This window comes from Streptomyces sp. Xyl84 (assembly GCF_059731885.1).
This window is the reverse complement of the sequence record NZ_AP029182.1, coordinates 2,847,032-2,867,880: the sequence shown is the minus strand read 5'-3', so window position 1 is coordinate 2,867,880 and position 20,849 is coordinate 2,847,032. Positions and strand designations below refer to the sequence as shown.

General features: G+C 72.8%; 20 protein-coding genes and 1 riboswitch. Of the genes, 11 read left to right on the top strand and 9 right to left on the bottom strand.

Features of this window, described 5'->3' with window-relative positions:
• Positions 1–49: 49 nt before the first annotated feature.
• Positions 50–164, top strand: a riboswitch (ZMP/ZTP riboswitch).
• A gap of 34 nt (positions 165–198) precedes the next feature.
• The 3 genes from AC6I72_RS12250 (at position 199) to AC6I72_RS12240 (ending at position 4,028) form a co-directional block, all read left to right on the top strand.
• Entirely contained in the window at positions 199–1,644 is a 1,446-nt protein-coding gene (locus tag AC6I72_RS12250; RefSeq protein ID WP_498000813.1) for a glycine hydroxymethyltransferase, read from the top strand.
• A gap of 465 nt (positions 1,645–2,109) precedes the next feature.
• Positions 2,110–3,120 carry a tryptophan--tRNA ligase gene (gene trpS / locus AC6I72_RS12245; RefSeq protein ID WP_498004666.1) on the top strand — a complete coding sequence of 337 codons (1,011 nt, stop codon included), beginning with the start codon at positions 2,110–2,112 and terminating at the stop codon, positions 3,118–3,120.
• Positions 3,121–3,446: 326 nt separating this feature from the next.
• Entirely contained in the window at positions 3,447–4,028 is a 582-nt protein-coding gene (locus tag AC6I72_RS12240; protein WP_498000812.1) for a 2'-5' RNA ligase family protein, read from the top strand.
• A gap of 11 nt (positions 4,029–4,039) precedes the next feature.
• On the opposite strand, the gene dprE2 is transcribed toward AC6I72_RS12240, so the two are convergent.
• Entirely contained in the window at positions 4,040–4,837 is a 798-nt protein-coding gene (dprE2, locus tag AC6I72_RS12235) for a decaprenylphospho-beta-D-erythro-pentofuranosid-2-ulose 2-reductase (protein WP_498004665.1), read from the bottom strand.
• 128 nt (positions 4,838–4,965) lie between these two features.
• On the opposite strand from dprE2, the gene AC6I72_RS12230 reads away from it, so the two are divergent.
• Positions 4,966–5,910, top strand: coding sequence for a YihY/virulence factor BrkB family protein (locus tag AC6I72_RS12230; protein ID WP_498000811.1), 945 nt, complete (start codon positions 4,966–4,968; stop codon positions 5,908–5,910).
• Between the two features lie 78 nt (positions 5,911–5,988).
• On the opposite strand, the gene AC6I72_RS12225 is transcribed toward AC6I72_RS12230, so the two are convergent.
• Positions 5,989–7,257 (bottom strand): D-alanyl-D-alanine carboxypeptidase family protein, encoded by a 1,269-nt coding sequence (locus AC6I72_RS12225; protein ID WP_498000810.1) that lies wholly within the window; start codon positions 7,255–7,257, stop codon positions 5,989–5,991.
• A gap of 103 nt (positions 7,258–7,360) precedes the next feature.
• Between AC6I72_RS12225 and AC6I72_RS12220 the strand changes: the two genes are divergently transcribed.
• Both AC6I72_RS12220 and AC6I72_RS12215 read left to right on the top strand, forming a co-directional pair.
• The gene (locus AC6I72_RS12220; RefSeq protein ID WP_037861093.1) at positions 7,361–7,600 is read left to right on the top strand and encodes an SCO4848 family membrane protein; all 240 of its coding nucleotides are present in this window, start codon (positions 7,361–7,363) and stop codon (positions 7,598–7,600) included.
• Positions 7,601–7,915: 315 nt separating this feature from the next.
• On the top strand, positions 7,916–9,472 hold the full coding sequence (locus AC6I72_RS12215; RefSeq protein ID WP_498000809.1) for an ABC transporter substrate-binding protein: 1,557 nt from the start codon (positions 7,916–7,918) through the stop codon (positions 9,470–9,472).
• Positions 9,473–9,706: 234 nt separating this feature from the next.
• On the opposite strand, the gene AC6I72_RS12210 is transcribed toward AC6I72_RS12215, so the two are convergent.
• The 7 genes from AC6I72_RS12210 to AC6I72_RS12180 all read right to left on the bottom strand — a co-directional run bounded on the left by AC6I72_RS12210 (position 9,707) and on the right by AC6I72_RS12180 (position 15,309).
• Positions 9,707–10,483: a TetR/AcrR family transcriptional regulator gene (locus AC6I72_RS12210; protein WP_498000808.1), complete on the bottom strand. Its 777-nt coding sequence runs from the start codon at positions 10,481–10,483 to the stop codon at positions 9,707–9,709.
• Positions 10,484–10,529: 46 nt separating this feature from the next.
• Positions 10,530–10,940, bottom strand: a complete 411-nt coding sequence (locus tag AC6I72_RS12205) for a VOC family protein (RefSeq protein ID WP_498000807.1) — start codon at positions 10,938–10,940, stop codon at positions 10,530–10,532.
• A gap of 148 nt (positions 10,941–11,088) precedes the next feature.
• A complete protein-coding gene (locus AC6I72_RS12200; protein ID WP_037861016.1) occupies positions 11,089–11,868 on the bottom strand; it encodes a succinate dehydrogenase iron-sulfur subunit in 780 nt (259 codons plus the stop codon).
• Complete coding sequence (gene sdhA / locus AC6I72_RS12195) at positions 11,868–13,622, bottom strand: succinate dehydrogenase flavoprotein subunit (protein ID WP_498000806.1); 1,755 nt, start codon at positions 13,620–13,622, stop codon at positions 11,868–11,870. The genes AC6I72_RS12200 and sdhA overlap by 1 nt, the downstream gene beginning before the upstream one ends.
• A 24-nt stretch (positions 13,623–13,646) precedes the next feature.
• The gene (locus tag AC6I72_RS12190) at positions 13,647–14,126 is read right to left on the bottom strand and encodes a succinate dehydrogenase hydrophobic membrane anchor subunit (protein WP_037861021.1); all 480 of its coding nucleotides are present in this window, start codon (positions 14,124–14,126) and stop codon (positions 13,647–13,649) included.
• Positions 14,127–14,132: 6 nt separating this feature from the next.
• Positions 14,133–14,513 (bottom strand): succinate dehydrogenase, cytochrome b556 subunit, encoded by a 381-nt coding sequence (gene sdhC, locus AC6I72_RS12185; protein ID WP_078884248.1) that lies wholly within the window; start codon positions 14,511–14,513, stop codon positions 14,133–14,135.
• A gap of 202 nt (positions 14,514–14,715) precedes the next feature.
• Positions 14,716–15,309, bottom strand: a complete 594-nt coding sequence (locus AC6I72_RS12180; RefSeq protein WP_498000805.1) for a 2-oxo-4-hydroxy-4-carboxy-5-ureidoimidazoline decarboxylase — start codon at positions 15,307–15,309, stop codon at positions 14,716–14,718.
• A gap of 113 nt (positions 15,310–15,422) precedes the next feature.
• Here AC6I72_RS12180 and AC6I72_RS12175 point away from each other — a divergent pair, with 113 nt between their 5' ends.
• The 5 genes from AC6I72_RS12175 (at position 15,423) to AC6I72_RS12155 (ending at position 20,807) form a co-directional block, all read left to right on the top strand.
• Positions 15,423–17,054: a beta-N-acetylhexosaminidase gene (locus AC6I72_RS12175; RefSeq protein WP_498000804.1), complete on the top strand. Its 1,632-nt coding sequence runs from the start codon at positions 15,423–15,425 to the stop codon at positions 17,052–17,054.
• A 149-nt stretch (positions 17,055–17,203) separates the two neighbouring features.
• The gene (locus AC6I72_RS12170) at positions 17,204–17,749 is read left to right on the top strand and encodes a hypothetical protein (protein WP_498000803.1); all 546 of its coding nucleotides are present in this window, start codon (positions 17,204–17,206) and stop codon (positions 17,747–17,749) included.
• A gap of 145 nt (positions 17,750–17,894) precedes the next feature.
• On the top strand, positions 17,895–18,515 hold the full coding sequence (locus AC6I72_RS12165) for an RNA polymerase sigma factor (RefSeq protein ID WP_498000802.1): 621 nt from the start codon (positions 17,895–17,897) through the stop codon (positions 18,513–18,515).
• 400 nt (positions 18,516–18,915) lie between these two features.
• Entirely contained in the window at positions 18,916–19,578 is a 663-nt protein-coding gene (locus AC6I72_RS12160; RefSeq protein ID WP_498004664.1) for an RNA polymerase sigma factor, read from the top strand.
• Positions 19,578–20,807 (top strand): extensin, encoded by a 1,230-nt coding sequence (locus tag AC6I72_RS12155; RefSeq protein WP_498000801.1) that lies wholly within the window; start codon positions 19,578–19,580, stop codon positions 20,805–20,807. The genes AC6I72_RS12160 and AC6I72_RS12155 overlap by 1 nt, the downstream gene beginning before the upstream one ends.
• Positions 20,808–20,849 lie beyond the last annotated feature (42 nt).

Here is a 20,849-nt window from a genome sequence, read left to right as displayed (position 1 = left end):
CGCATGGTGGACGCCGCGGCGTGGCCGTGCGGGCCGCCCGGTAGGCTGACCTGCGGGCCGTGACTGGCGCGCTGGGCCCTGGCGTGGTGCCGGGGATCCGAAGATGGACCGACCATCGGGAAGCGGCCCGAGCAGAACGTGTGCCGTGCGCCTGGGCCGTACCGTGAACGCCGAACGCCACGTCCGGAGGTCCCCGAGATGTCTGCGCCCCTCTCCACCGAGTCCACCGCCTTCCGCGCCGCACTGGACGTGATCCGCGCCGTCGAGCCGCGCGTCGCCGACGCCATCGGCCAGGAGGTCACCGACCAGCGCGAGATGCTCAAGCTGATCGCCTCCGAGAACTACGCCTCCCCGGCCACCCTGCTGGCCATGGGCAACTGGTTCAGCGACAAGTACGCCGAGGGCACCATCGGCCGCCGCTTCTACGCCGGCTGCCGCAACGTCGACACCGTCGAGTCGCTGGCCGCCGAGCACGCCAAGGAACTCTTCGGCGCCCGCCACGCCTACGTCCAGCCGCACTCCGGCATCGACGCCAACCTCGTCGCCTTCTGGGCCGTCCTCGGCGCCCGGGTCGAGGTGCCCTTCCTGGAGAAGGCGGGCGCCCGCCAGGTCAACGACCTCACCGACGCCGACTGGGCCGAGCTGCGCCAGGCCTTCGGCAACCAGCGCATGCTCGGCATGTCCCTGGACGCCGGCGGCCACCTCACCCACGGCTTCCGCCCGAACATCTCCGGCAAGATGTTCGACCAGCGCTCCTACGGCACCGACCCGGCCACCGGCCTCCTCGACTACGAGGCCCTGCGCGCCACCGCCCGCGAGTTCAAGCCGCTGATCGTCGTCGCCGGTTACTCCGCCTACCCCCGGCTCGTGAACTTCCGGATCATGCGCGAGATCGCCGACGAGGTCGGCGCCACGCTCATGGTCGACATGGCGCACTTCGCCGGTCTCGTCGCGGGCAAGGTCCTCACCGGCGACTTCGACCCGGTGCCGCACGCCCAGATCGTCACCACCACCACCCACAAGTCCCTGCGCGGCCCCCGCGGCGGCATGGTCCTGTGCGACGACTCCCTCAAGGACCAGGTCGACCGCGGCTGCCCCATGGTCCTGGGCGGCCCGCTCCCGCACGTCATGGCCGCCAAGGCCGTGGCCCTGGCCGAGGCCCGGCAGCCCTCCTTCCAGGACTACGCCCAGCGGATCGTCGACAACTCCCGCGCCCTCGCCGAAGGCCTGATGCGCCGGGGCGCCACCCTCGTGACCGGCGGCACCGACAACCACCTGAACCTGATCGACGTCGCCTCCTCCTACGGCCTCACCGGCCGCCAGGCCGAGGCCGCGCTGCTCGATTCCGGCATCGTCACCAACCGGAACGCCATCCCGGCCGACCCGAACGGCGCCTGGTACACCTCCGGCATCCGCATCGGTACGCCGGCCCTGACCACCCGGGGCCTGGGCACCGCCGAGATGGACGAGGTCGCCGGCCTGATCGACCGCGTCCTGACGGCCACCGAGCCCGGCACCACCGGCAAGGGCACCCCTTCCAAGGCCCAGCACGTGCTCGACCCGAAGATCGCGGAGGAGGTCGCCCACCGGGCGACGGACCTCGTGGCGGGCTTCCCGCTCTACCCGGAGATCGACCTCGGCTGACCCGGGCGATCCGCCCTGCGGGACGGGTGTCCTGCGGGGCGGGTGGTCCTCACCGGCCGATCACCGGCCGATCGGCTCCAGTCGTGGCTCCTCCCGCGGCGGTCCGGCCCCGTGCCGGGCCGCCGCGCGGCGTAGGGGCGCCCCCACCACCGCCGCCGCGCGGCGTACGGGCGCCCACTCCGCCGCCGCGCCCGGCGCCGTGCGGCCCGCAGCCACTCGCCGGGACCGGCCGCCCGGCCGCCGGGACCGGCGTGTGCCCGGCGGATGTCCGCGCCGGCACCCGCTCGGCCCCCGGCTCCGCGCCCGCGGCGGACGCCGGGCGCTTGTCACGGCGCGGGGGACGATTCGGTTCCCACCTGTTTCCGGCCCGTTCCGGATCGGGGTCCGTTACCTGAGAGAATGGTGAACATGGCCAACGACCGTCCGCCCGTCGCCCACCACCGCCCTCATGGGGATGGCTCCGCCATGCAGCGTCGTCCGCGCGTGCTCTCCGGGATCCAGCCCACCGCAGGCTCGTTCCACCTCGGCAACTACCTCGGTGCCGTCCGCCAGTGGGTGGCCCTGCAGGAGTCCCACGACGCCTTCTACATGGTCGTCGACCTGCACGCGATCACGGTCCCGCAGGACCCGGCCGAGCTGCGGGCCAACACCCGGCTGGCCGCGGCCCAGCTGCTGGCCGCGGGCCTCGACCCGGAGCGCTGCACGCTCTTCGTGCAGAGCCACGTCCCCGAGCACGCCCAGCTCGCCTGGGTCATGAACTGCCTCACCGGCTTCGGCGAGGCGTCGCGCATGACCCAGTTCAAGGACAAGTCCGCCAAGCAGGGCGCCGACCGTGCCTCCGTCGGCCTGTTCACGTACCCGGTCCTCCAGGTCGCCGACATCCTCCTGTACCAGGCCCACCAGGTCCCGGTCGGCGAGGACCAGCGCCAGCACATCGAGCTGACCCGCGACCTCGCCGAGCGGTTCAACGGCCGCTTCGGCGACACCTTCACCGTCCCCTCCGCGTACATCCTCAAGGAGACGGCGAAGATCTACGACCTGCAGGACCCGTCGATCAAGATGAGCAAGTCGGCGTCCACGCCGAAGGGCCTCATCAACCTGCTGGACGACCCGAAGACCACCGCGAAGAAGGTCAGGAGCGCGGTCACCGACACGGACACGGTCATCCGCTTCGACCCGGAGACCAAGCCCGGCGTCAGCAACCTCCTCTCCATCTACTCGACCCTCACCGGCACCGCCGTGGACGCCCTGGAACAGAAGTACGAGGGCAAGGGCTACGGCGCGCTCAAGACGGACCTCGCCGACGTCATGGTCGAGTTCGTCACACCGTTCCGGGAGCAGACCCAGCAGTACCTGGACGACCCGGAGACGCTGGACTCCATCCTGGCCAAGGGGGCGGAGAAGGCGCGCGCGGTCGCCGCCGAGACCCTCTCCCAGGCGTACGACAGGGTGGGCTTCCTGCCGGCCAAGCACTGAGGCGCACTCCCGCTCGCACCCGTTGCGGGCGGAGCGCCGTACATCACTGCGGCTGCGCCTGCCCATCGCGGGTCCGTGGTCGTACAGTCGATAGCCGGACGGCCGGGACGAAACGGCCGGGAACGCACGAGAGCGCGCGAGCCGGCGAGGCCGCACGAGACCACGCCGGGCCACGCGCGGCCACGCAGGACCGCGCGCGACCGGGCGGGCCGCACCACCGCACGCCGGACGCACGCGAGAGCGCACGGGACCGGCGGGTCGAGGCGAGAGACACGACAGAGGACAGCCTGCTCGACAGCAGGCACGGCACGACGACAGGAGACGACGTGGGGACCGTAACGATCGGCGTGTCGATCGCGGTCCCGGAGCCCCACGGCAGCCTGCTCCAGGAGCGGCGCGCGGGCTTCGGCGACGCCGCGGCTCACAAGATCCCCACGCACGTCACGCTGCTGCCGCCGACCGAGGTGGACCGCGCCGACCTGCCGGCCGTCGAGGCCCACCTGACCGAGGTGGCGGCGGCCGGGCGGCCGTTCACCATGCGGCTGTCCGGCACCGCCACCTTCCGGCCGCTGTCCCCGGTGGTGTACATCCGGGTCGTCGAGGGCGCCGAGGCGTGCAGCCGGCTGCAGGAGCGGGTCCGCGACGCCTCCGGGCCGGTGGCCCGCGAACTCCAGTTCCCCTACCACCCGCACGTCACCGTGGCGCACGGCATCGAGGAGGCGGCGATGGACCGCGCCTTCGAGGAACTCGCCGGGTACGAGGCCGAGTGGCCGTGCACCGGGTTCGCGCTGCACGAGCAGGGCCCCGACGGAGTGTGGCGCAAGCTGCGCGAGTTCTCCTTCGGCGGCCGTACGGTGGTGCCCCCGCAGGCGGCCCCCGTGGACCGCGGCACCCTGCCCGCCCGGTAGGGACCCCTCCGCTACAGCGGCAGCCGCCGGTACACCCCGCGCGGCAGGTGCCGCAGCGCCGTCGTCACCACGCGCAGGACACCGGGCACCCACACCGTCTCCGAGCGGCGCCGCAGGCCCAGTTCGACGGCGGTCGCGACCTCCTCGGGCGTGCTCGCCAGCGGCGGCACCGCCCGGCCCGCGGTGGCGCGGGACCGTACGAACCCGGGGCGGACGACCATGACGTGCACCCCCGTCCCGTGCAGCGCGTCGCCCAGCCCCTGGGTGAAGGTGTCCAGGCCCGCCTTGCTGGAGCCGTAGATGAAGTCGGTGCGGCGGGCCCGCTCGGCGGCGACGGAGGAGAGCACGACCAGCGAGCCGTGTCCCTGGTTCTGCAGGGCCCGCGCGGCCACCAGGCCCGCCGAGACCGCCCCGGTGTAGTTGGTCTGGGCGACGTGCACCGCGTTCAGCGGCTCCCTCTCGTCGTACGCCTGGTCGCCGAGGACGCCGAAGGCGAGCAGCACCATGTCGATGCCGCCCTCGGCGAAGACCTTGCCCAGCACGGCTTCGTGGGCGCCGCAGTCGAGTGCCTCGAAGGCGACGGTGCGCACCTGCGCGCCCAGGGCGCGCAGCCGGGCCGCCTCCTCCTCCAGGCCGGGTGAGGGGCGGCCCGCCAGCCACACCGTGCGGGTGCGGCGCGCGATCAGCCGGCGGACGGTGGCGAGCGCGATCGAGGAGGTGCCGCCGAGCACGAGCACGGAGCGGGGGAGCCGGCCGGCCTCGGCACGCCCGCCGAGGCCGTCGAGGCCGGCGAGGGCCGCGGGCGGCAGGAGACGGCGGAGACGGGGCAGCGGCCCCGGGGCATCCTTCACGGCAGACGACTGTATCGCCCGCTTATGGGCGTTCTGTCGTAGAAACGCGGTGTTGGCGCGGTCCCGGAGCGGGCACAAGTCGCTGCATGGACTGGCTGAAGAACCTCCCCGTGATCGGCCCGTGGCTGGCACGTCTGATGCGTACGCACGCGTGGCGGTCGTACGAGCGCCTGGACCGGGTGAAATGGACTCGGCTCGCCGCCGCCATGACCTTCGTCAGTTTCATCGCGCTGTTCCCGCTGCTGACGCTGGCCGCCGCGATCGGCACGGCCACTCTCAGCCCCAAGCAGCAGCACACGCTCGAGGGGAAGATCGCCCAGCAGTTCCCGGGCCTCGGCGACCAGCTGCACATCAGCTCCCTGGCGCAGAACGCGGGCACCGTCGGGATCATCGCGGCCGCCGCCCTGCTGTTCACCGGCATGGGCTGGGTCGGCCAGATGCGCGACTGCCTGCGGGCGGTGTGGGAGCTGCCGGACGCCGAGAAGAACCCGGTGGTGAGCAAGCTCCAGGACGCGGGGATCCTCGTCGGCTTCGGCGGCGCGGTGGTCGTCACGCTCGCCGTCTCCACCGTCGCCTCGGCCGCCGTGGGGTGGACGTCACGGCAGTTCGGCCTGGGCGAGGACGGCGCGGGCAGCGTGGTGCTGCGCGTCATCGCCTTCGCCGTCGCCGTCCTCGCCGACTTCCTGGTGCTGCTCTACGTCCTCACCCTGCTGCCCGGCGTCGAGCCGCCGCGGCGCCGGCTGCTGGTCGCCGCGCTGCTCGGGGCGATCGGCTTCGAGCTGCTGAAGCTGCTGCTCAGCGGCTACATCCAGGGGGTGGCGGCGAAGAGCATGTACGGCGCGTTCGGGGTCCCCGTCGCCCTGCTGCTGTGGATCAACTTCACCTCCAAGCTGGTCCTGTACTGCTCGTCCTGGACCGCGACCGGCAGCGCGCCGGACACCGGCGGGGCCCGGCCCGGTGACGGCGGCGCGGCCGGCCCGGGCGACGGCGACGGCGGCACGGAGGACGCCCGCCGGCCGGCCCCGGCGTAGGCGGCCGCGGCAGGACGCTCCCGGCGGGGGCCTTCCGGCGCGGCCCCTCAGAGGCGCGGGCCGGTCCCGGCGGCCGTCTCAGGGGCGCGAGCGGCGGCGCATGAGTTCCGGCAGCGGCCAGCGGCGGTTGACCAGGAAGGCGCCTGCCGCGAGCAGGACCAGCACACCGGCGGCGATGCCCGCGGCGACCCCCATGCCGCTGGAGCCGCTCCCCGTGGAGGCGCTCGCCGTCGAGCCGCCGTGGCCGCCGCCCGCCTGCCCGGCCGAGGGGGTGGAACCCGGCTGCCCGCCGCCCGTCGAGGCGCTCCTCGGCGGTACCAGGGTGCCCACCGGCTGCACCTTGCCGGCCGCCTTGAAGCCCCAGTCGAAGAGCTGGGCGGTCTCCCGGTACACCTCGTCGTGCTCGGTCTTCTGCGGGTTCATGACCGTCACCAGCAGCACCTTGCCGTTGCGTTCGGCGACGCCGGTGAAGGTGTTGCCCGCGTTGGTGGTGTAGCCGTTCTTGACGCCCGCGATGCCCGGGTACACGGACAGGCCCGCGTCGCCGCTCAGCAGCCGGTTGGTGTTCTGGATCTCGAAGGAGGACCGGGAGGACTTGCCCTTCTTGTCCTTCTTCGTCTCGCCGGGGAACTGGGCCCGCACGGTCGAGCAGTAGTCCCGGAAGTCCTTCTTCTGCAGTCCGGAGCGGGCGATCAGGGTGAGGTCGTAGGCCGAGGAGACCTGGCCGGGCGCGTCGTAGCCGTCCGGGCTCACGACGTGCGTGTCGAGGGCCTGCAGCTCCTGGGCGTGCGCGTTCATGTCCTCGACGGTCCGGGCGACGCCGTTGTTCATGGCGGACAGCACGTGCACCGCGTCGTTGCCGGACCGCAGGAAGACGCCGAGCCACAGGTCGTGGACGGTGTAGGTCTCGTTCTCCTTGATCCCGACCAGGCTGGACCCCTCGCCCATCCCGGCCAGGTCGCTCGGGGCGACCTTGTGCGTCTGCGTCTTCGGGAACTTGGGCAGCACGGTGTCGGCGAACAGCATCTTCATGGTGCTGGCCGGGGGCAGCCGCCAGTGCGCGTTGTGGGAGGCGAGCACCTGGCCGGACTCGGCGTCGGCGACGATCCAGGAGCGCCCGCTGAGGTCCTTGGGCAGGACGGGCGCCCCGGGGCCCAGGCTGACCTGCGTCCCGGGCAGGCCGAGCCGGGCGCCGCCCACGCCGGACATGTGGGCCGGGGGCGTGGCGGAGGGGGTCTTCGGGGCCGTGGGCGCGGCGAGGGCGGCCGGCGCGGTCAGGGAGACGGACAGCAGGGCGGCGGAAGTGACCAGGAGGGAGCGGCGGGTGGTCCTGAAGGCTGCGGGCACGGTCGGAAACGTACCTGCCGGCCCCGCGGGCGCCCCGTCCCGGGCCCGGCTTCCGGCCCGACCCCGGCCACGGAGCCGGATGTCCGCCAGCGATACTGAAGGTATGAAGCTCAGCCGCCCCGTCTCCTGGTTCCTGCTCGCCTTCGGGGTGTGGAGCTGGGTCATCTGGGTCACTTTCGTCAAGAATCTCGTCAAGGACAGCAGCGGGCTCGCGTTCGACGACGGTCATCCGACGGCGTACTTCTGGGTGCACCTGACGCTGGCGGTCGTCTCCTTCGTATTGGGGACGGTCATCGGGGGCCTCGGGTTGCGCGGACTGCGTGCACTGCGCCGGACCTCATAACGCTTCCGGTGCTCCGGCGCGCTGACGGGACGTCCGGTCCGCGCGCCCGTCCGGGCGTCCGTCAGGATGTGGGACGTAGCACTGCCCCTCCCCGAAAAGACCCCCAAAAGGTGTGAAAGGGGCACTCATCGTCCCCCTGGGGGGCAGCTGAGGACATCCTGTGAAACAAAGAGAAAACACTTCTTCATAACGTCTTTTCATCCTCTCTGGGATCCTCTTCCCCCAGGTGAACAACCTGTGATTATGTGTGCGCGGCCCCTAGGGGTGTGGCATATGCACAGCGGCTCGTCGAAGGGCCTGGGGAGGGCATCACCGATGCGGTCGGTTCGCATACGGATTCTGCTGACGCTGCTGGTTCTGGCGGTGGTCGGCGTGGGCGGCTGGCAACTCCTGCCGTCGCAGGGCGACAAGAACAAGACGATCACCCTGGGCACCACGGACGCCGTCACCTCGCTGGACCCCGCGGGCGCCTACGACGCCGGTTCCTGGGCCCTGTACAGCAACGTCTTCCAGTCGCTGCTCACCTTCGAGCCCGACGGCACCCAGCCCGTGCCCGACGCGGCCAAGAACTGCGGCTTCGTCGGCAGCGGACTGCGCACCTACCGCTGCACGGTGCGCGACGGCCTCAAGTTCCCGAGCGGCCGGACGATGACCGGCGAGGACGTCAAGTACTCCTTCGACCGGGTCAAGAAGATCAACGCCCAGGTCGGCCCGTCGGCCCTGTTCTCCACCCTCGGCTCGGTGGACGCCGAGGGCATGACCGTCACCTTCCACCTCTCCACGCCCGACACCACCTTCCCGCTGAAGGTCGCCACCGGCGCCGGTTCCATCGTCGACCACACCCGCTACGCGCTGGACTCGCTGCGCACCGGCACCGAGGCCGACGGCACCGGGCCGTACCGCCTGACCGGGTACTCCAAGGACAAGAGCGCCGAGCTGAAGCCCAACGGCTCCTACAAGGGCGCCGTCGGCGGCACCGGACGGCCCGTGGAGGTGCGCTACTTCACCGAGGGCAGCGCGCTCGACAAGGCCTGGCAGGACAAGCAGGTCGACGTCGCCACCCGCACGCTGACGCCGAAGGTGCTCGCCGGGCTCAACCCGAGCGACCCGACCCAGCGCGTGTCGGAGTCCGACAGCGCCGAGACCCGCAACCTGTACCTCAACACGCACGCCTCCTCGCCGCTGCACGACGTCCGGGTCCGCCGCGCCCTCGCCTGGCTGGTCAACCGCGAGCAGCTGGTCACCTCCGTCTACGACGGCACCGTGGACGCGCTGTACTCCCTGGTCCCGGCCGGCATCACCGGACACACCACGTCCTTCTTCGACGCCTACCCGGCCCAGAGCGTCAAGAAGGCCCGCGAACTGCTGGCGGACGCGGGGGTGCAGACCCCGGTGCGGTTCACCTACGGCTACGGCGAGGGCCGCGGCCAGGGTGCCGAGGAGGCCGCCGAGATCAAGCGGCAGCTGGAGGCGAGCGGCCTGTTCAAGGTCGACGTCAAGGGTTACGAGTGGACCGACTTCCAGAAGCGGTACACGGCAGGGAAGATGGACGCCTGGGCGGTGGGCTGGGTCGCCGACTACCCGGACCCGGACACCTTCGGCGGCCCGCTCGTCGGCACCGGCAGCAGCATGAACACCGGCTACAGCAACAAGGCCGTCGACGAACTCGTCTCCGACAGCCAGCGCTACACCGACCGCAGCCGGGCGGCGGCGGACTTCCGCGCCCTCCAGGAGAAGGTGGCCGCCGACGTGCCGCTGGTCCCGCTGTGGCAGCAGAAGGAGTACGTCGTCTCCACCGAGGACGTCGGCGGCGGCCAGTACCTGTCGGACGGCACCGGTGTCTTCCGGCTGTGGAAGCTCAACTGGATCTGAGCCCCGGCCCCGCACGCCTCGGAACTCCGAACAAAACGGGCGCCCGGCTCCCGGCGCCCGGCACGCACGCTCGCGGCGTTGCCGAACCGCCCTGGTAGCTCCGCTCCAAGGACCTTCCGGCGCCGTGCGACCGCACGCGCCGGACGCCGCGAGCTGATCGGACTCCCACTTGGTGCGCAGCTCTTGGGGCGGCGCGGGCCCGGCGCGCGTGAGGGGCACGCCGGGCCGGGCCCCTCACGCGTCCTTGCGGCCCCGGCCCGCCGGATCCGGCAGCGCCTTCGTCATCCCCGGCAGGAAGTCCGTGAACAGCTCGTGCACCTCGTGCACCAGCGGGCGCAGCACCCGGAACCGGGCCAGCGACACCCCCCGCGCGGTGAGCCGCGCCCCGCGCTCGGCGAGCCGGTAGCTGCGCTCACGCCCCGGGGTGCGGTCGAACACCCAGTAGAGGACGAGCCCCATCTGGGCCAGCCACATCAGCTCGGGCAGCGCCTCGCGCAGCTCCGCCGGCACCTTGGTCCGCGCCCCGTGCAGCACCTGCTTGTGGACGCTGACGGCCTCCACGCGCGCGTGCTCCGACTCGGGCGAGAAGGGGCTGAGCGGACTGTCGGGATCGGCCGCGTTCTTGAAGAACTGGACGGCGAACTCGTGGTACGGCGTGGCGATGTCCAGCCAGGTCTTCAGCACGCCCGCCAGCCGCGCCTCCAGATCGCTCTCCCGGGCCAGGACACCGCGCACGGCCTCCTGGTGCTCGGCGGCGATCCGGTCGTAGAAGCCCTGGATCAGGTGCTCCTTGCCCGCGAAGTAGTAGTACGCGTTGCCGACGGAGACCCCGGCCTCCTGGGCGATGGCCCGCATGGTCGTCTTGTCGTAGCCGCGCTCCTGGAACAGCCGCATCGCCGTCTCCAGGATCAGGGCGCGGGTCTGCTCGGACTTGCTGGGGGCCGCGGCCGAAGCGGCCGGGGGCGCGTCGCTGCCGTCGCTCTTGCTGTCGGGGCTCTTCTTCTCGGGCACGGTCAGAGCCTAGTCAGTGGCCGGCGAGGCCCGGACGGGCGGCCGTTCAGGGGCGGCGGCCCAGTTCGGGGCGCTTGGTGTAGTCGGTGAGGCCCAGGACGTTGCCCCAGGGGTCGGCGATCTCCACGGTCCAGCCGGTGGCCTGGGCGGCGGGCTCGTCCAGCGGTTCGATCCCGGCCGCCGACAGCGCCCGGGCCGCCGCCCGGGCGTCGGGGACCTCCAGCCACAGCCGCGGCGTGTGCCAGGGCGGCGGGCGGTGCCCGAGCGCCTCCTCCGCGCGCAGCAGGATCCCCGGTGTCTCACCGCCCACCTTCAGCCCCGCGATCCCCGCCTCGTCCAGCCGGAACGCCACCGCGAACCCGGCCCGCTCGTAGAACCCCACGGCCTCGCCGAGATCGCCCACGGCCAGCAGCACGTTGTCGAACCCGAGCAGCTCGTACGACTCGTCATCTGACATGTGATCAGGTTAGGTACGGCCCCGCCGTGCGCCCCCGCGCACACCCCGCGGGAGGGGCCGTCAGGTCACCCGCCCGGCGCAGGAACGCCGAAGGCCCCGCCCCCCAGGGGGACGGGGCCTCGGCCGGACGTACCGGAAGGCTGCGGCCTCAGAAGCGGCGGGTGATCAGCGCCCGCTTGACCTCCGCGATCGCCTTCGTCACCTCGATGCCGCGGGGGCAGGCATCGGTGCAGTTGAAGGTGGTGCGGCAGCGCCACACGCCGTCCTTGTCGTTGAGGATCTCCAGGCGCTGCTCGCCCGCCTCGTCACGGCTGTCGAAGATGAAGCGGTGGGCGTTCACGATGGCGGCCGGACCGAAGTACTGGCCGTCGTTCCAGAACACCGGGCAGGAGGACGTGCAGGCCGCGCACAGGATGCACTTCGTCGTGTCGTCGAAGCGCGCCCGGTCCTCGGCCGACTGCAGCCGCTCACGCGTGGGCTCGTTGGTGTCCTTCGTGATCAGGAAGGGCATCACGTCCCGGTACGCCTGGAAGAACGGGTCCATGTCGACCACGAGGTCCTTGAGCACCGTGAGGCCCTTGATGGGCTCCACCGTGATCGGCTTCTCGGGGTTGATGTCCTTGATCAGCGTCTTGCAGGCGAGGCGGTTCTTGCCGTTGATCCGCATCGCGTCCGAGCCGCAGATGCCGTGGGCGCAGGAGCGGCGGAAGGTGAGCGTGCCGTCGTGGTCCCACTTGATCTTGTGCAGCGCGTCGAGGACACGCTCCTTGGGGTCCATCTCCAGCTGGAAGTCTTCCCAGGTGGACTCCGCCGAGACCTCCGGGTTGAACCGGCGGACCCGCAGGGTGACGGTGATGTAGGGGGAGTCGGCGAATCCCGGCTCGGGCTGCCCGGCCGCGTCCGCCTTGTCCAGAACAGGGGTTGCCATCAGTACTTACGCTCCATCGGCTGGTAGCGGGTCTGGACGACCGGCTTGTAGTCGAGACGGATGGATTCGGACCCGTCGGCGCCGACCTCGCGGTACGCCATGGTGTGGCGCATGAAGTTGACGTCGTCGCGGTTCGGGTAGTCCTCGCGGTAGTGACCGCCGCGGGACTCCTTGCGGGCCAGGGCGGAGACCGCCATGACCTCGGCCAGGTCCAGCAGGTTGCCCAGCTCGATGGCCTCCAGGAGGTCGGTGTTGAACCGCTTGCCCTTGTCCTGGATCGCCACGTTCTTGTAGCGCTCGCGCAGCTCGGCGATCTTCTCGACCGCCGTCTTGATCGTCTGCTCGGTGCGGAAGACCATGACGTTGGCGTCCATGGTCTCCTGCAGCTCGCGGCGGATGGTGGCCACCCGCTCGGTGCCCGTGGAGGAGCGCAGCCGCTCGATCTGCTCGACGACGAGGCTCTCCGGGTTCTCCGGCAGCTCGACGAAGTCCGCCTTCTGCGCGTACTCCGCGGCGGCGATGCCCGCCCGGCGGCCGAAGACGTTGATGTCCAGCAGCGAGTTGGTGCCCAGCCGGTTGGCGCCGTGCACGGAGACGCAGGCGACCTCGCCGGCCGCGTACAGGCCCGGGACGACGGTGGTGTTGTCCGCCAGGACCTCACCCTCGACGTTGGTCGGGATGCCGCCCATGGCGTAGTGCGCGGTCGGCTGGATCGGGATCGGGTCCGTGTACGGCTCGATGCCCAGGTAGGTCCGCGCGAACTCGGTGATGTCAGGCAGCTTGGCGTCCAGCTGCTCCGGCGGGAGGTGCGTGAGGTCGAGGTAGACGTGGTCGCCCTCGGGACCGCAGCCGCGGCCCTCGCGGATCTCGGTGTAGATGGAGCGGGAGACGACGTCGCGGGAGGCGAGGTCCTTCATGACGGGCGCGTACTTCTCCATGAAGCGCTCGCCGTCCTTGTTGCGCAGGATGCCGCCCTCACCGCGGGCGCCCTCGGTGAGCAGGATGCCCATGCGCCAGATGCCGGTCGGGTGGAACTGGAAGAACTCCATGTCCTCCAGCGGCAGCCCGCGCCGGTAGACGGCGGCCTGGCCGTCACCGGTCAGGGTGTGCGCGTTGGAGGTCACCTTGAAGAACTTGCCGGTGCCGCCGGAGGCGTAGATCACGGACTTCGCCTGGAAGACGTGGATCTCGCCGGTCGCCAGCTCGTACGCCACCACACCGGCCGACTTCTTGACGCCGTCGACCTCGGTGATCAGCTGGTCCAGGACGTAGAACTCGTTGAAGAACTCCACGCCCTCCTTGACGCAGTTCTGGTACAGCGTCTGGAGGATCATGTGGCCGGTGCGGTCGGCCGCGTAGCAGGAGCGGCGGACCGGGGCCTCGCCGTGGTTGCGGGAGTGCCCGCCGAACCGGCGCTGGTCGATCGTGCCGTTCGGCGTCCGGTTGAACGGCAGGCCCATCTTCTCCAGGTCGAGGACCGAGTCGATGGCCTCCTTCGCCAGGATCTCGGCGGCGTCCTGGTCGACCAGGTAGTCACCGCCCTTGACCGTGTCGAAGGTGTGCCACTCCCAGTTGTCCTCCTCCACGTTGGCCAGCGCGGCGGCCATGCCGCCCTGCGCGGCGCCCGTGTGGGAGCGGGTGGGGTAGAGCTTGGTCAGCACGGCGGTGCGGCTGCGCTTGGTCGACTCGATGGCGGCGCGCATACCGGCGCCGCCGGCGCCGACGATGACGGTGTCGTACTTGTGGATCTTCATGAGTGGATTACCTCAGCCCCGTGCCTAGCGGATGTTCGGGTCGAAGGTGAAGATCACCAGCGTGCCCAGCAGGATGGTCCACACCGTGGCGGTGTAGAGCAGGCCCTTCAGCCACAGCCGCGTGTTCGCGCGCTCCGCGTAGTCGTTGATGACGGTACGCAGGCCGTTGCAGCCGTGCAGCATGGCCAGCCACAGCATCAGCAGGTCCCAGACCTGCCACCAGGGCGAGGCCCAGCGGCCCGCGACGAAGGCGAAGCCGACCTTGGAGACACCGCCGTCCAGGACGAGCTGGATGAGCAGGTGGCCGATGACGAGGACGACCAGCACGACGCCGGACAGGCGCATGAACAGCCAGCCGTACATCTCGAAGTTGCCCCGGGTCGACCGGGGCGTCTTCTTGGTGCGCTTGCGCGGGGCCTCGATGAGCGGCGCCGGGTTGTCGACGTTGTAGGAGGCGCCCTCGACCGGGCCGATGCCGGAAGCGGTGGTTTCAGTGGTGGACATGCGGCGTCAGCTCCCGAAGACGACTCGAGCGGCGTGGCCCAGGACGGGGTAGATCGCCCCGACCATGAGCACGAACCAGGCGATGACCACCGTCCAGAGCATCTGCTTCTGGTAGCGGGCGCCCTTGGCCCAGAAGTCGACGGCGATGACACGGAGACCGTTGAGCGCGTGGAAGAGGATGGCGGCGACGAGGCCGTACTCCAGGCACGCGACGATGGGGGTCTTGTACGTGGACACGACCTTGTCGTAGTCCTCGGGAGACACGCGGACGAGCGCGGTGTCCAGCACATGAACGAACAGGAAGAAGAAGATGAGGACGCCGGTGACTCGGTGAGCCACCCAGGACCACATTCCTTCCCGGCCGCGGTACAGCGTTCCAGCCGGCACGGAAGAACCCTCCGGGAGCGGGGACTAGGGCCGCGCCGGCTTCACTGTCGGTCGGGCCCGGCCGGGTACGGTCCACCGGCCCCCAGCATCGTAGCGACGTGTGAGAGCGGTGCTGACAGCGGGCCTGCCGGTGTGATCGAAGTGGCACGCAAAGGGGCACGTACGGGTGAGCGTCGGGCGGCCACCGGGCGGGTGCGGCCGCTCACGCGCCGACCGCGGGCGCGTCGGGGCTGGTCGCGAGGTCGCGGCCCCGGGTGGCCCGCAGCAGCCGGTCCCGTGCCAGGCGGCGCAGCTCCTCCGCCGTCACCACCCGCTCGTCCTCCGGATCGTTCGTCAATCGTGACCGGATCGCCGCCAGGAGGTGGTCGAGGGTCTCGGCGGGGGAGACGGTGCCGAGGCAGATGACGAACGTGTGTCCGAATCTTGCCTCGTAGGCCGCGTACGCGGCGCTCAGGGCCGTGGAGGCGGCCAGGTATATGTCCTCGGGCAGCACGGGCAGCGGCTCCGCCGCCACCGCCTCCGCCAGCTCGGCCGCCGCCAGGTCGTACACCGCCTCGTCCGCCGCCGCCAGCAGGGCGGACAGGTCCGGGTAGGGGCGGTGGGCGGCGACGCGCCGGGCCCAGCGCGGACTGCGCAGGCAGGCCAGGAGGACGCGGCGGGCCTCGTCGGGCGGGGCGGTGTTGAAGTGCTCCAGGTTCTGCGCGGGCAGCGTGGGTCCTCGGCGTGGGAAACCGGCGCGCCCGCTGACGGGCGTTCCGGATGAGTCGGCAGGGGAGGGTGCGAACTGTGCCGCCACGTTACCGGGAGTGTTCCCGGCGTGTCCGGCCGGTGCCCGGATTTCACCCGGACGGGAGAGTTCGGGAGCGGCTCGTGGACACCCGGCGCGGGACGAGGCCGTAAGTTGGCCGCGTGAGTCAGCACAGGCGGCGCCGTGCCCCGGCGCGCACACCGCGGCACGGATGGTTACTGGTCGGCGGGGCGTTCGCCGCCACGGTCGGCCTCGGCGCCGGTCTCGGCGTGTGGGCCTGGGACGGCGACGACGGCGGACCGGCGGACGTGGCGAGTGGGGCCACGGCCACCGCGTCCCCGACCCCGCCCGCTCCCAGCAGGACCTACCCGCTCTCGCGGGCGCCGCGGACCATTCCCGCCGTGCGCTCGCACACCCCCGCCCGCGGCCCCGGCTGGCGCCCGGCACCGGGCCGGCGGGTGGTGGTCGGCGACGTGTCCCTCGCCGACGAGGGGAAGCTGCTGGCCGGTGAGCTGGGCCTGACCTACGCGGGGCGGGCGGACGACGCGCGGGACGGCGACGTACGGCTGGCGCTGGGCGGCGGCCGGGGCGCGAACCCGGAGTCGTACTCCCTGACCGTGCGCGGCGGCCGGGTCACCATCACCGCGCCCTCCGACGCGGGCGTCTTCTACGGGACCCGGACCCTCAAGCAGGAGGTGCACGCGGGCGGCACGGCCCCCGAGGGCGTCGTCGACGACGCGCCCGCCAAGCCGCGGCGCGGCTTCATGCTGGACATCGCGCGCAAGCCGTTCACCGCGGAGTGGGTGGAGGACCGCATACGGGAGCTGGGCGACCTCAAGTACAACGAGCTGGGCCTGCACTTCTCCGACGACCAGGCCTTCCGCCTCCAGTCCGAGACGCACCCGGAGATCGTCTCCCCCGACCACCTGACCAAGGCGCAGGTCAAGCGGATCGTCGACCTCGCCGCCGGCCGGCACATCACCGTCGTGCCCGAGATCGACTCGCCCGGCCACCTGGGCGCGGTGATCGCCGCCCACCCCGATCTGCAGCTGCGCAACGCGCAGGGCGTGGCGACCAGGGGCGCGATCGACATCTCCAAGGACGGCGCGGCGCGGATCGTCGACGACCTCCTGAACGAGTTCGCGGGCGTCTTCCCCGGCGGCTACTGGCACCTGGGCGGCGACGAGTACCAGGCGCTGACCGTCCGCAGCCCCGAGGCGTCCTACCCGCAGCTGGCCGCCGCCGCGCGCAGGGCCTACGGCTCCGGCGGCACCGTGGCCGACCTCACGACCGGCTGGCTGAACGACCGGGCCGCCACCGTCCGCGGCCACGGCCGCGCCCCGCGCGCCTGGAACGACGGCTTCTTCCGGAACGCCTCCGTGCGGCCGGACCAGGACATCGAGGCCGCCTACTGGACCGGCAAGGAGCTGGGCGCCCGCCCGCCGGCCGAGTACCTGGCCGCCGGCCGCAAGGTGATCAACTACAACGACGAGTTCCTCTACTACGTCCTCGGCCAGCCGCAGACCTTCGTCTACCCGACCGGGCAGCGGATCTACGAGCAGTGGACCCCGCGGGTGCTGCGCGGCACCGAGGCGGTGCCCGCCCGGTACGACTCCCAGATCCTGGGCGGCAGCTTCGCCGTCTGGTGCGACCTGGCGCACTCCCAGACCCAGGAGCAGGTGGCCGCCGGCATCCGCCTGCCGCTGCGGGCGACCGTGCAGAAGCTGTGGGACCCGGGCCGGCCGCCCCTGTCCTGGACGGACTTCAAGGCCCTGGCGGACCGCCTGGACTGAGAGGGGCCCACGCACCGGATTGGCCGGAATCTTTCTTCTGCGCTCCCCCTCGACGGGGTGTGACGGCCGTGTGACACTACGGGGCGGCCGCACGCAGCACCGGACGGTGCGGTCTTTGCTGAGGTCGGCGGTCTGCCGAGGGGGCGTGGATGAGCCTGGTGGAACTGATCGCGCGGGCCGACGAACGCGGCCTCGCCGCCAGCGGTCTGGCTTGTTTGGACCGGTGCGTGCCGCTGCTCGGCGGTGACGACGAGGTGCTGCGCCCGCTGTGGGGGGCGCTCACGGACGAGGGCGGCGACTGGGGAGCGCGGCTGGAGCGGGCGCGCGGCACGCTCGGCGCCACGGGTCCGGGCGGGCCCGCCGGGGACGAGGCGGCGCTGCTGGCCCGCCGCATGCTCGACGCCGCCCCGGCCGTCCGGTCCGCCGCCGCCGTACGGGAGTGGGCCGACGCCTGCTCGGCCGCCTCCCTGCGGATCCACCGGCTCCTCGACCCCGCCGGGGCCGCCGCACCGGCCGACGCCCCGGGCACGGGCCTGTCGCCGCTGGCCGCGGCCGAACTGCGCCGTCAGATCACCGTCCTCGAACTCCTCACCGGGCACGGCGCCGCCGGGCTGCGGCAGGCCCGGGAGGTCTCGACACAGGGGCGCCGGGTCCTGCGGGCGGCGGTGTCCCGCCGGGCTCGCGTCCGGGGGTGACCGCCGGGCCCCGAGGGCGCCGGGGCCTGTGACACTTCGGTGCGGCCCGGCGCTGATGACCATGGGCGGTGACGCACCGTCCGTCCTGTGACACGGTGCGGCTCCGGCGCAGCCCGCTTCGCACCCGGTACGAACGAGGACAGCGTTGGGCCAGCGAGGGGAGCCCCGTCGCACGCACGCGTCGGACGGGGAACTGGGCGCGGCGGTCGCGCGGGCCCAGCAGGGGGACGAGGACGCGTTCGCGGTGGCGTACCGGATCGTGCACCCCGGGCTGCTCGGCTACCTCCGCGGGCTCGTCGGCGAGGACGCCGAGGACGTGGCCTCCGACGCCTGGCTGGAGATCGCCCGGGACCTGGCCCGGTTCGACGGCGACGGGGCGGGGTTCCGGGCCTGGACGGCGGCCATCGCCCGGCACCGCGCCGTGGACCACCTGCGGCGCCGGCGGGTACGGCCCCGGGCGGCGGCGCCGGACGAGGAGGACGTGCTCCGCCTGGCCGGTCCGCTGGGCACGTACGAGCAGGCGCTGGAATCGCTCTCCACCGCGCACGCTCTCGACCTGGTGCGCACCCTGCCGCCCGACCAGGCGGAGGCCGTGCTGCTGCGGGTCGTCGTCGGCCTCGACGCCCCCGCCGCCGCCCGCGTCCTCGGCAAGCGGCCCGGCGCGGTGCGCACGGCCGCGTACCGGGGGCTGAAACGTCTCGCCGAACGCCTCGCCGAGACCGGTGAGCCGCGGGACGACCCGCGGGGGCCGAGGGCGCCGGAGTGAACGAGCGGGGCGGCGCCCGGCTCGGGCGTGGGCCCCGCGGAAAAGGGAGTGGGCAGGAGCCCCGGGCGGCACCGGGGCCGAGCGGGGGCCCTGCGGCACCACGGCGTCACGGACGCCCTGGCCAAAGCAACGGCCGGGGCCGCCACCCCCCACAGGAGAGGCCCCGGCCGTCGCGCGGCACGGGCCGCGCGGCGGCCCGTATCTCCTTCAGCGCCATGAGTGCGTTTTCTGTCACACCTCGGCTCCCGAGTGGTTGGTTGCACGTTGTACGGTCATGGACGAGAGGCGGTTTCAGGCCGTAACGTGCCGTTCGCGCCGGGTGCGGAAGATGCATGATCACCGCACGTCCGACGGCCGCGATGCCGCGACGATCCTGCTCGATCTACTGAGGAACCACGGGGTGCTGGGGGACGACGCGGAGCTGACCGCCGCGGTGCTTGCCGCGCAGACCGGGGACGAGACCGCGTTCCGGACTGTGTACCGCGCCGTGCACCCGCGGCTGCTCGGATACCTGCGCACCCTGGTCGGCGAGCCGGACGCCGAGGACGTGGCCTCCGAGGCCTGGCTCCAGATCGCCCGCGACCTCGAGCGCTTCAGCGGTGACGCCGACCGCTTCCGCGGCTGGGCCGCGCGGATAGCCCGCAACCGCGCCCTGGACCACATACGCATGCGCGGGCGCCGCCCCGCCATCGGCGGCGACGAAACGGAACTGGCCGACCGGGCCGCCGCCTCCGACACCGCCGGTGAGGCCATCGAGGCGCTGACCACCGGCAGCACCCTCTCCCTCATCGCGCAACTGCCCCAGGACCAGGCCGAGGCCGTGGTGCTGCGCGTGGTCGTGGGTCTGGACGCCAAGACCGCCGCCGAGACGCTCGGCAAGCGACCGGGCGCCGTGCGCACCGCCGCGCACCGCGGTCTGAAACGGCTGGCGGAGCTGCTCGGCGACGATCCGGAATCCGCCGACGCGCTCAGCGCGATGTCGCCCCCGCGAGAACCGCGCGGCCACGCGGTGACGTCCGCCGGTGTGACGCATACGCGCGCCCGGACGCAGAAGGACATGTGATGGCCGACGAGCAGTACCGATGGCTGGACCGCGACACCGCGGAGCGCCTGCTCCGCGGAGAGCCACCGGACACCGGCGACGTCACCGTCCGTGACCAGGCGCAACGCCTCGCCGACGTACTGGGGGCCCTGTCCGCCGCGCCCGCCGTGCCTCCTTCCGACGCCGCGGCCGAACTGCCCGGCGAGGCGGCCGCGCTCGCCGCCTTCCGCAAGGTCCGCGCCGAGCGGGCCGACGCCCGCGCCGGGCAGGCCGTGGCCGCGTCCGCCGAGGCCGCGGGCCGGTACGGCGCCGCCCCGTCCGCCGACGCGGGGCTCGTCCGGCTCGCCGCGCACACGTCCCGGAACGGGTCGCGGGCGAACTCCGCGCGTTCCCGGCGCCCCGGTCCGCGGCTGGGCCGGCCGGTCCGCCTGGCCCTGTCCGCCACCCTGGCCGCGGGCGCCCTCGGCGGGGTGGCCGCCGCGGCCACGACCGGCGTGCTGCCGACCCCGTTCGGCGGCGACGAGCCCGCACCCGCCGCGTCCGTCTCACCCTCGGCCACGTCGGCCCGTCCCTCGCCGCCGTTCGCCGGGAGCGGGGAGGGGAGCGGCGACGGCTCCGGGGCGCCGACACCCGACGCCGGCGTCACGGCCGGTGCGTCCGCCGGTGACGCCTCGGCGACCGCTCGCGACGGCGACGGCGCGGACGGGCGCGGTTCCCCGGCCGTCGGCGACGGCGACCGGGCCGGACAGGGCGGGCAGGCCGGTCGCTGGGGCCGGCTGTCGGCCGCGTGCCGGGACCTGCGGGACGGCAAGATCCTGGACACCGGCCGCAAGCACGTGCTGGACAGCGCGGCGGGCGGCTCCTCGCGGGTCTGGACGTACTGCAAGGGCGTCCTGAAGACGGCCGGCGGCCAGGGGTCGGGCCAGGGGAACGGCAGCGGCCAGGGCGGGACCGGCAGCGGCGGCCAGAACGGCCAGGGGGACCAGAACGGCCAGGGCGGTCAGAACGGCCAGGGCGACCACCAGGGGCGCGGCGACGGCAAGGGCGGCCGGGGCGGTGACGACGACGCGGGTCACGCGGACGGCGGTCCCTCCGGCGGTGCCGGCTCCGGCGGGCTTCCCGGCGGCGGCGGTCCGGACGGCGGCCGTCCGGACGGCGGCCGTCCGCGCGAGGGCGTCCTGCCCCGCTCGTCCGCCGTACCGTCGCCGCCCGCGAAGGCGGCCTCGCCTCGCCCGTCCGCACGCCTCTGACCTGCGCTTTCGCAGTCACCGAAAAATTTCTCCCGGCAAGGT

What these genes read in the sequence shown, in the direction of transcription:
- AC6I72_RS12250 (WP_498000813.1), top strand. Translation starts at nt 199, where the DNA reads ATGTCTGCGCCCCTCTCCACCGAGTCCACCGCCTTCCGCGCCGCACTG.
- trpS (WP_498004666.1), top strand. Translation starts at nt 2,110, where the DNA reads ATGCAGCGTCGTCCGCGCGTGCTCTCCGGGATCCAGCCCACCGCAGGC.
- AC6I72_RS12230 (WP_498000811.1), top strand. Translation starts at nt 4,966, where the DNA reads ATGGACTGGCTGAAGAACCTCCCCGTGATCGGCCCGTGGCTGGCACGT.
- AC6I72_RS12220 (WP_037861093.1), top strand. Translation starts at nt 7,361, where the DNA reads ATGAAGCTCAGCCGCCCCGTCTCCTGGTTCCTGCTCGCCTTCGGGGTG.
- AC6I72_RS12215 (WP_498000809.1), top strand. Translation starts at nt 7,916, where the DNA reads ATGCGGTCGGTTCGCATACGGATTCTGCTGACGCTGCTGGTTCTGGCG.
- AC6I72_RS12205 (WP_498000807.1), bottom strand. Translation starts at nt 10,940, where the DNA reads ATGTCAGATGACGAGTCGTACGAGCTGCTCGGGTTCGACAACGTGCTG.
- AC6I72_RS12200 (WP_037861016.1), bottom strand. Translation starts at nt 11,868, where the DNA reads ATGGCAACCCCTGTTCTGGACAAGGCGGACGCGGCCGGGCAGCCCGAG.
- sdhA (WP_498000806.1), bottom strand. Translation starts at nt 13,622, where the DNA reads ATGAAGATCCACAAGTACGACACCGTCATCGTCGGCGCCGGCGGCGCC.
- AC6I72_RS12190 (WP_037861021.1), bottom strand. Translation starts at nt 14,126, where the DNA reads ATGTCCACCACTGAAACCACCGCTTCCGGCATCGGCCCGGTCGAGGGC.
- AC6I72_RS12170 (WP_498000803.1), top strand. Translation starts at nt 17,204, where the DNA reads ATGAGCCTGGTGGAACTGATCGCGCGGGCCGACGAACGCGGCCTCGCC.
- AC6I72_RS12155 (WP_498000801.1), top strand. Translation starts at nt 19,578, where the DNA reads ATGGCCGACGAGCAGTACCGATGGCTGGACCGCGACACCGCGGAGCGC.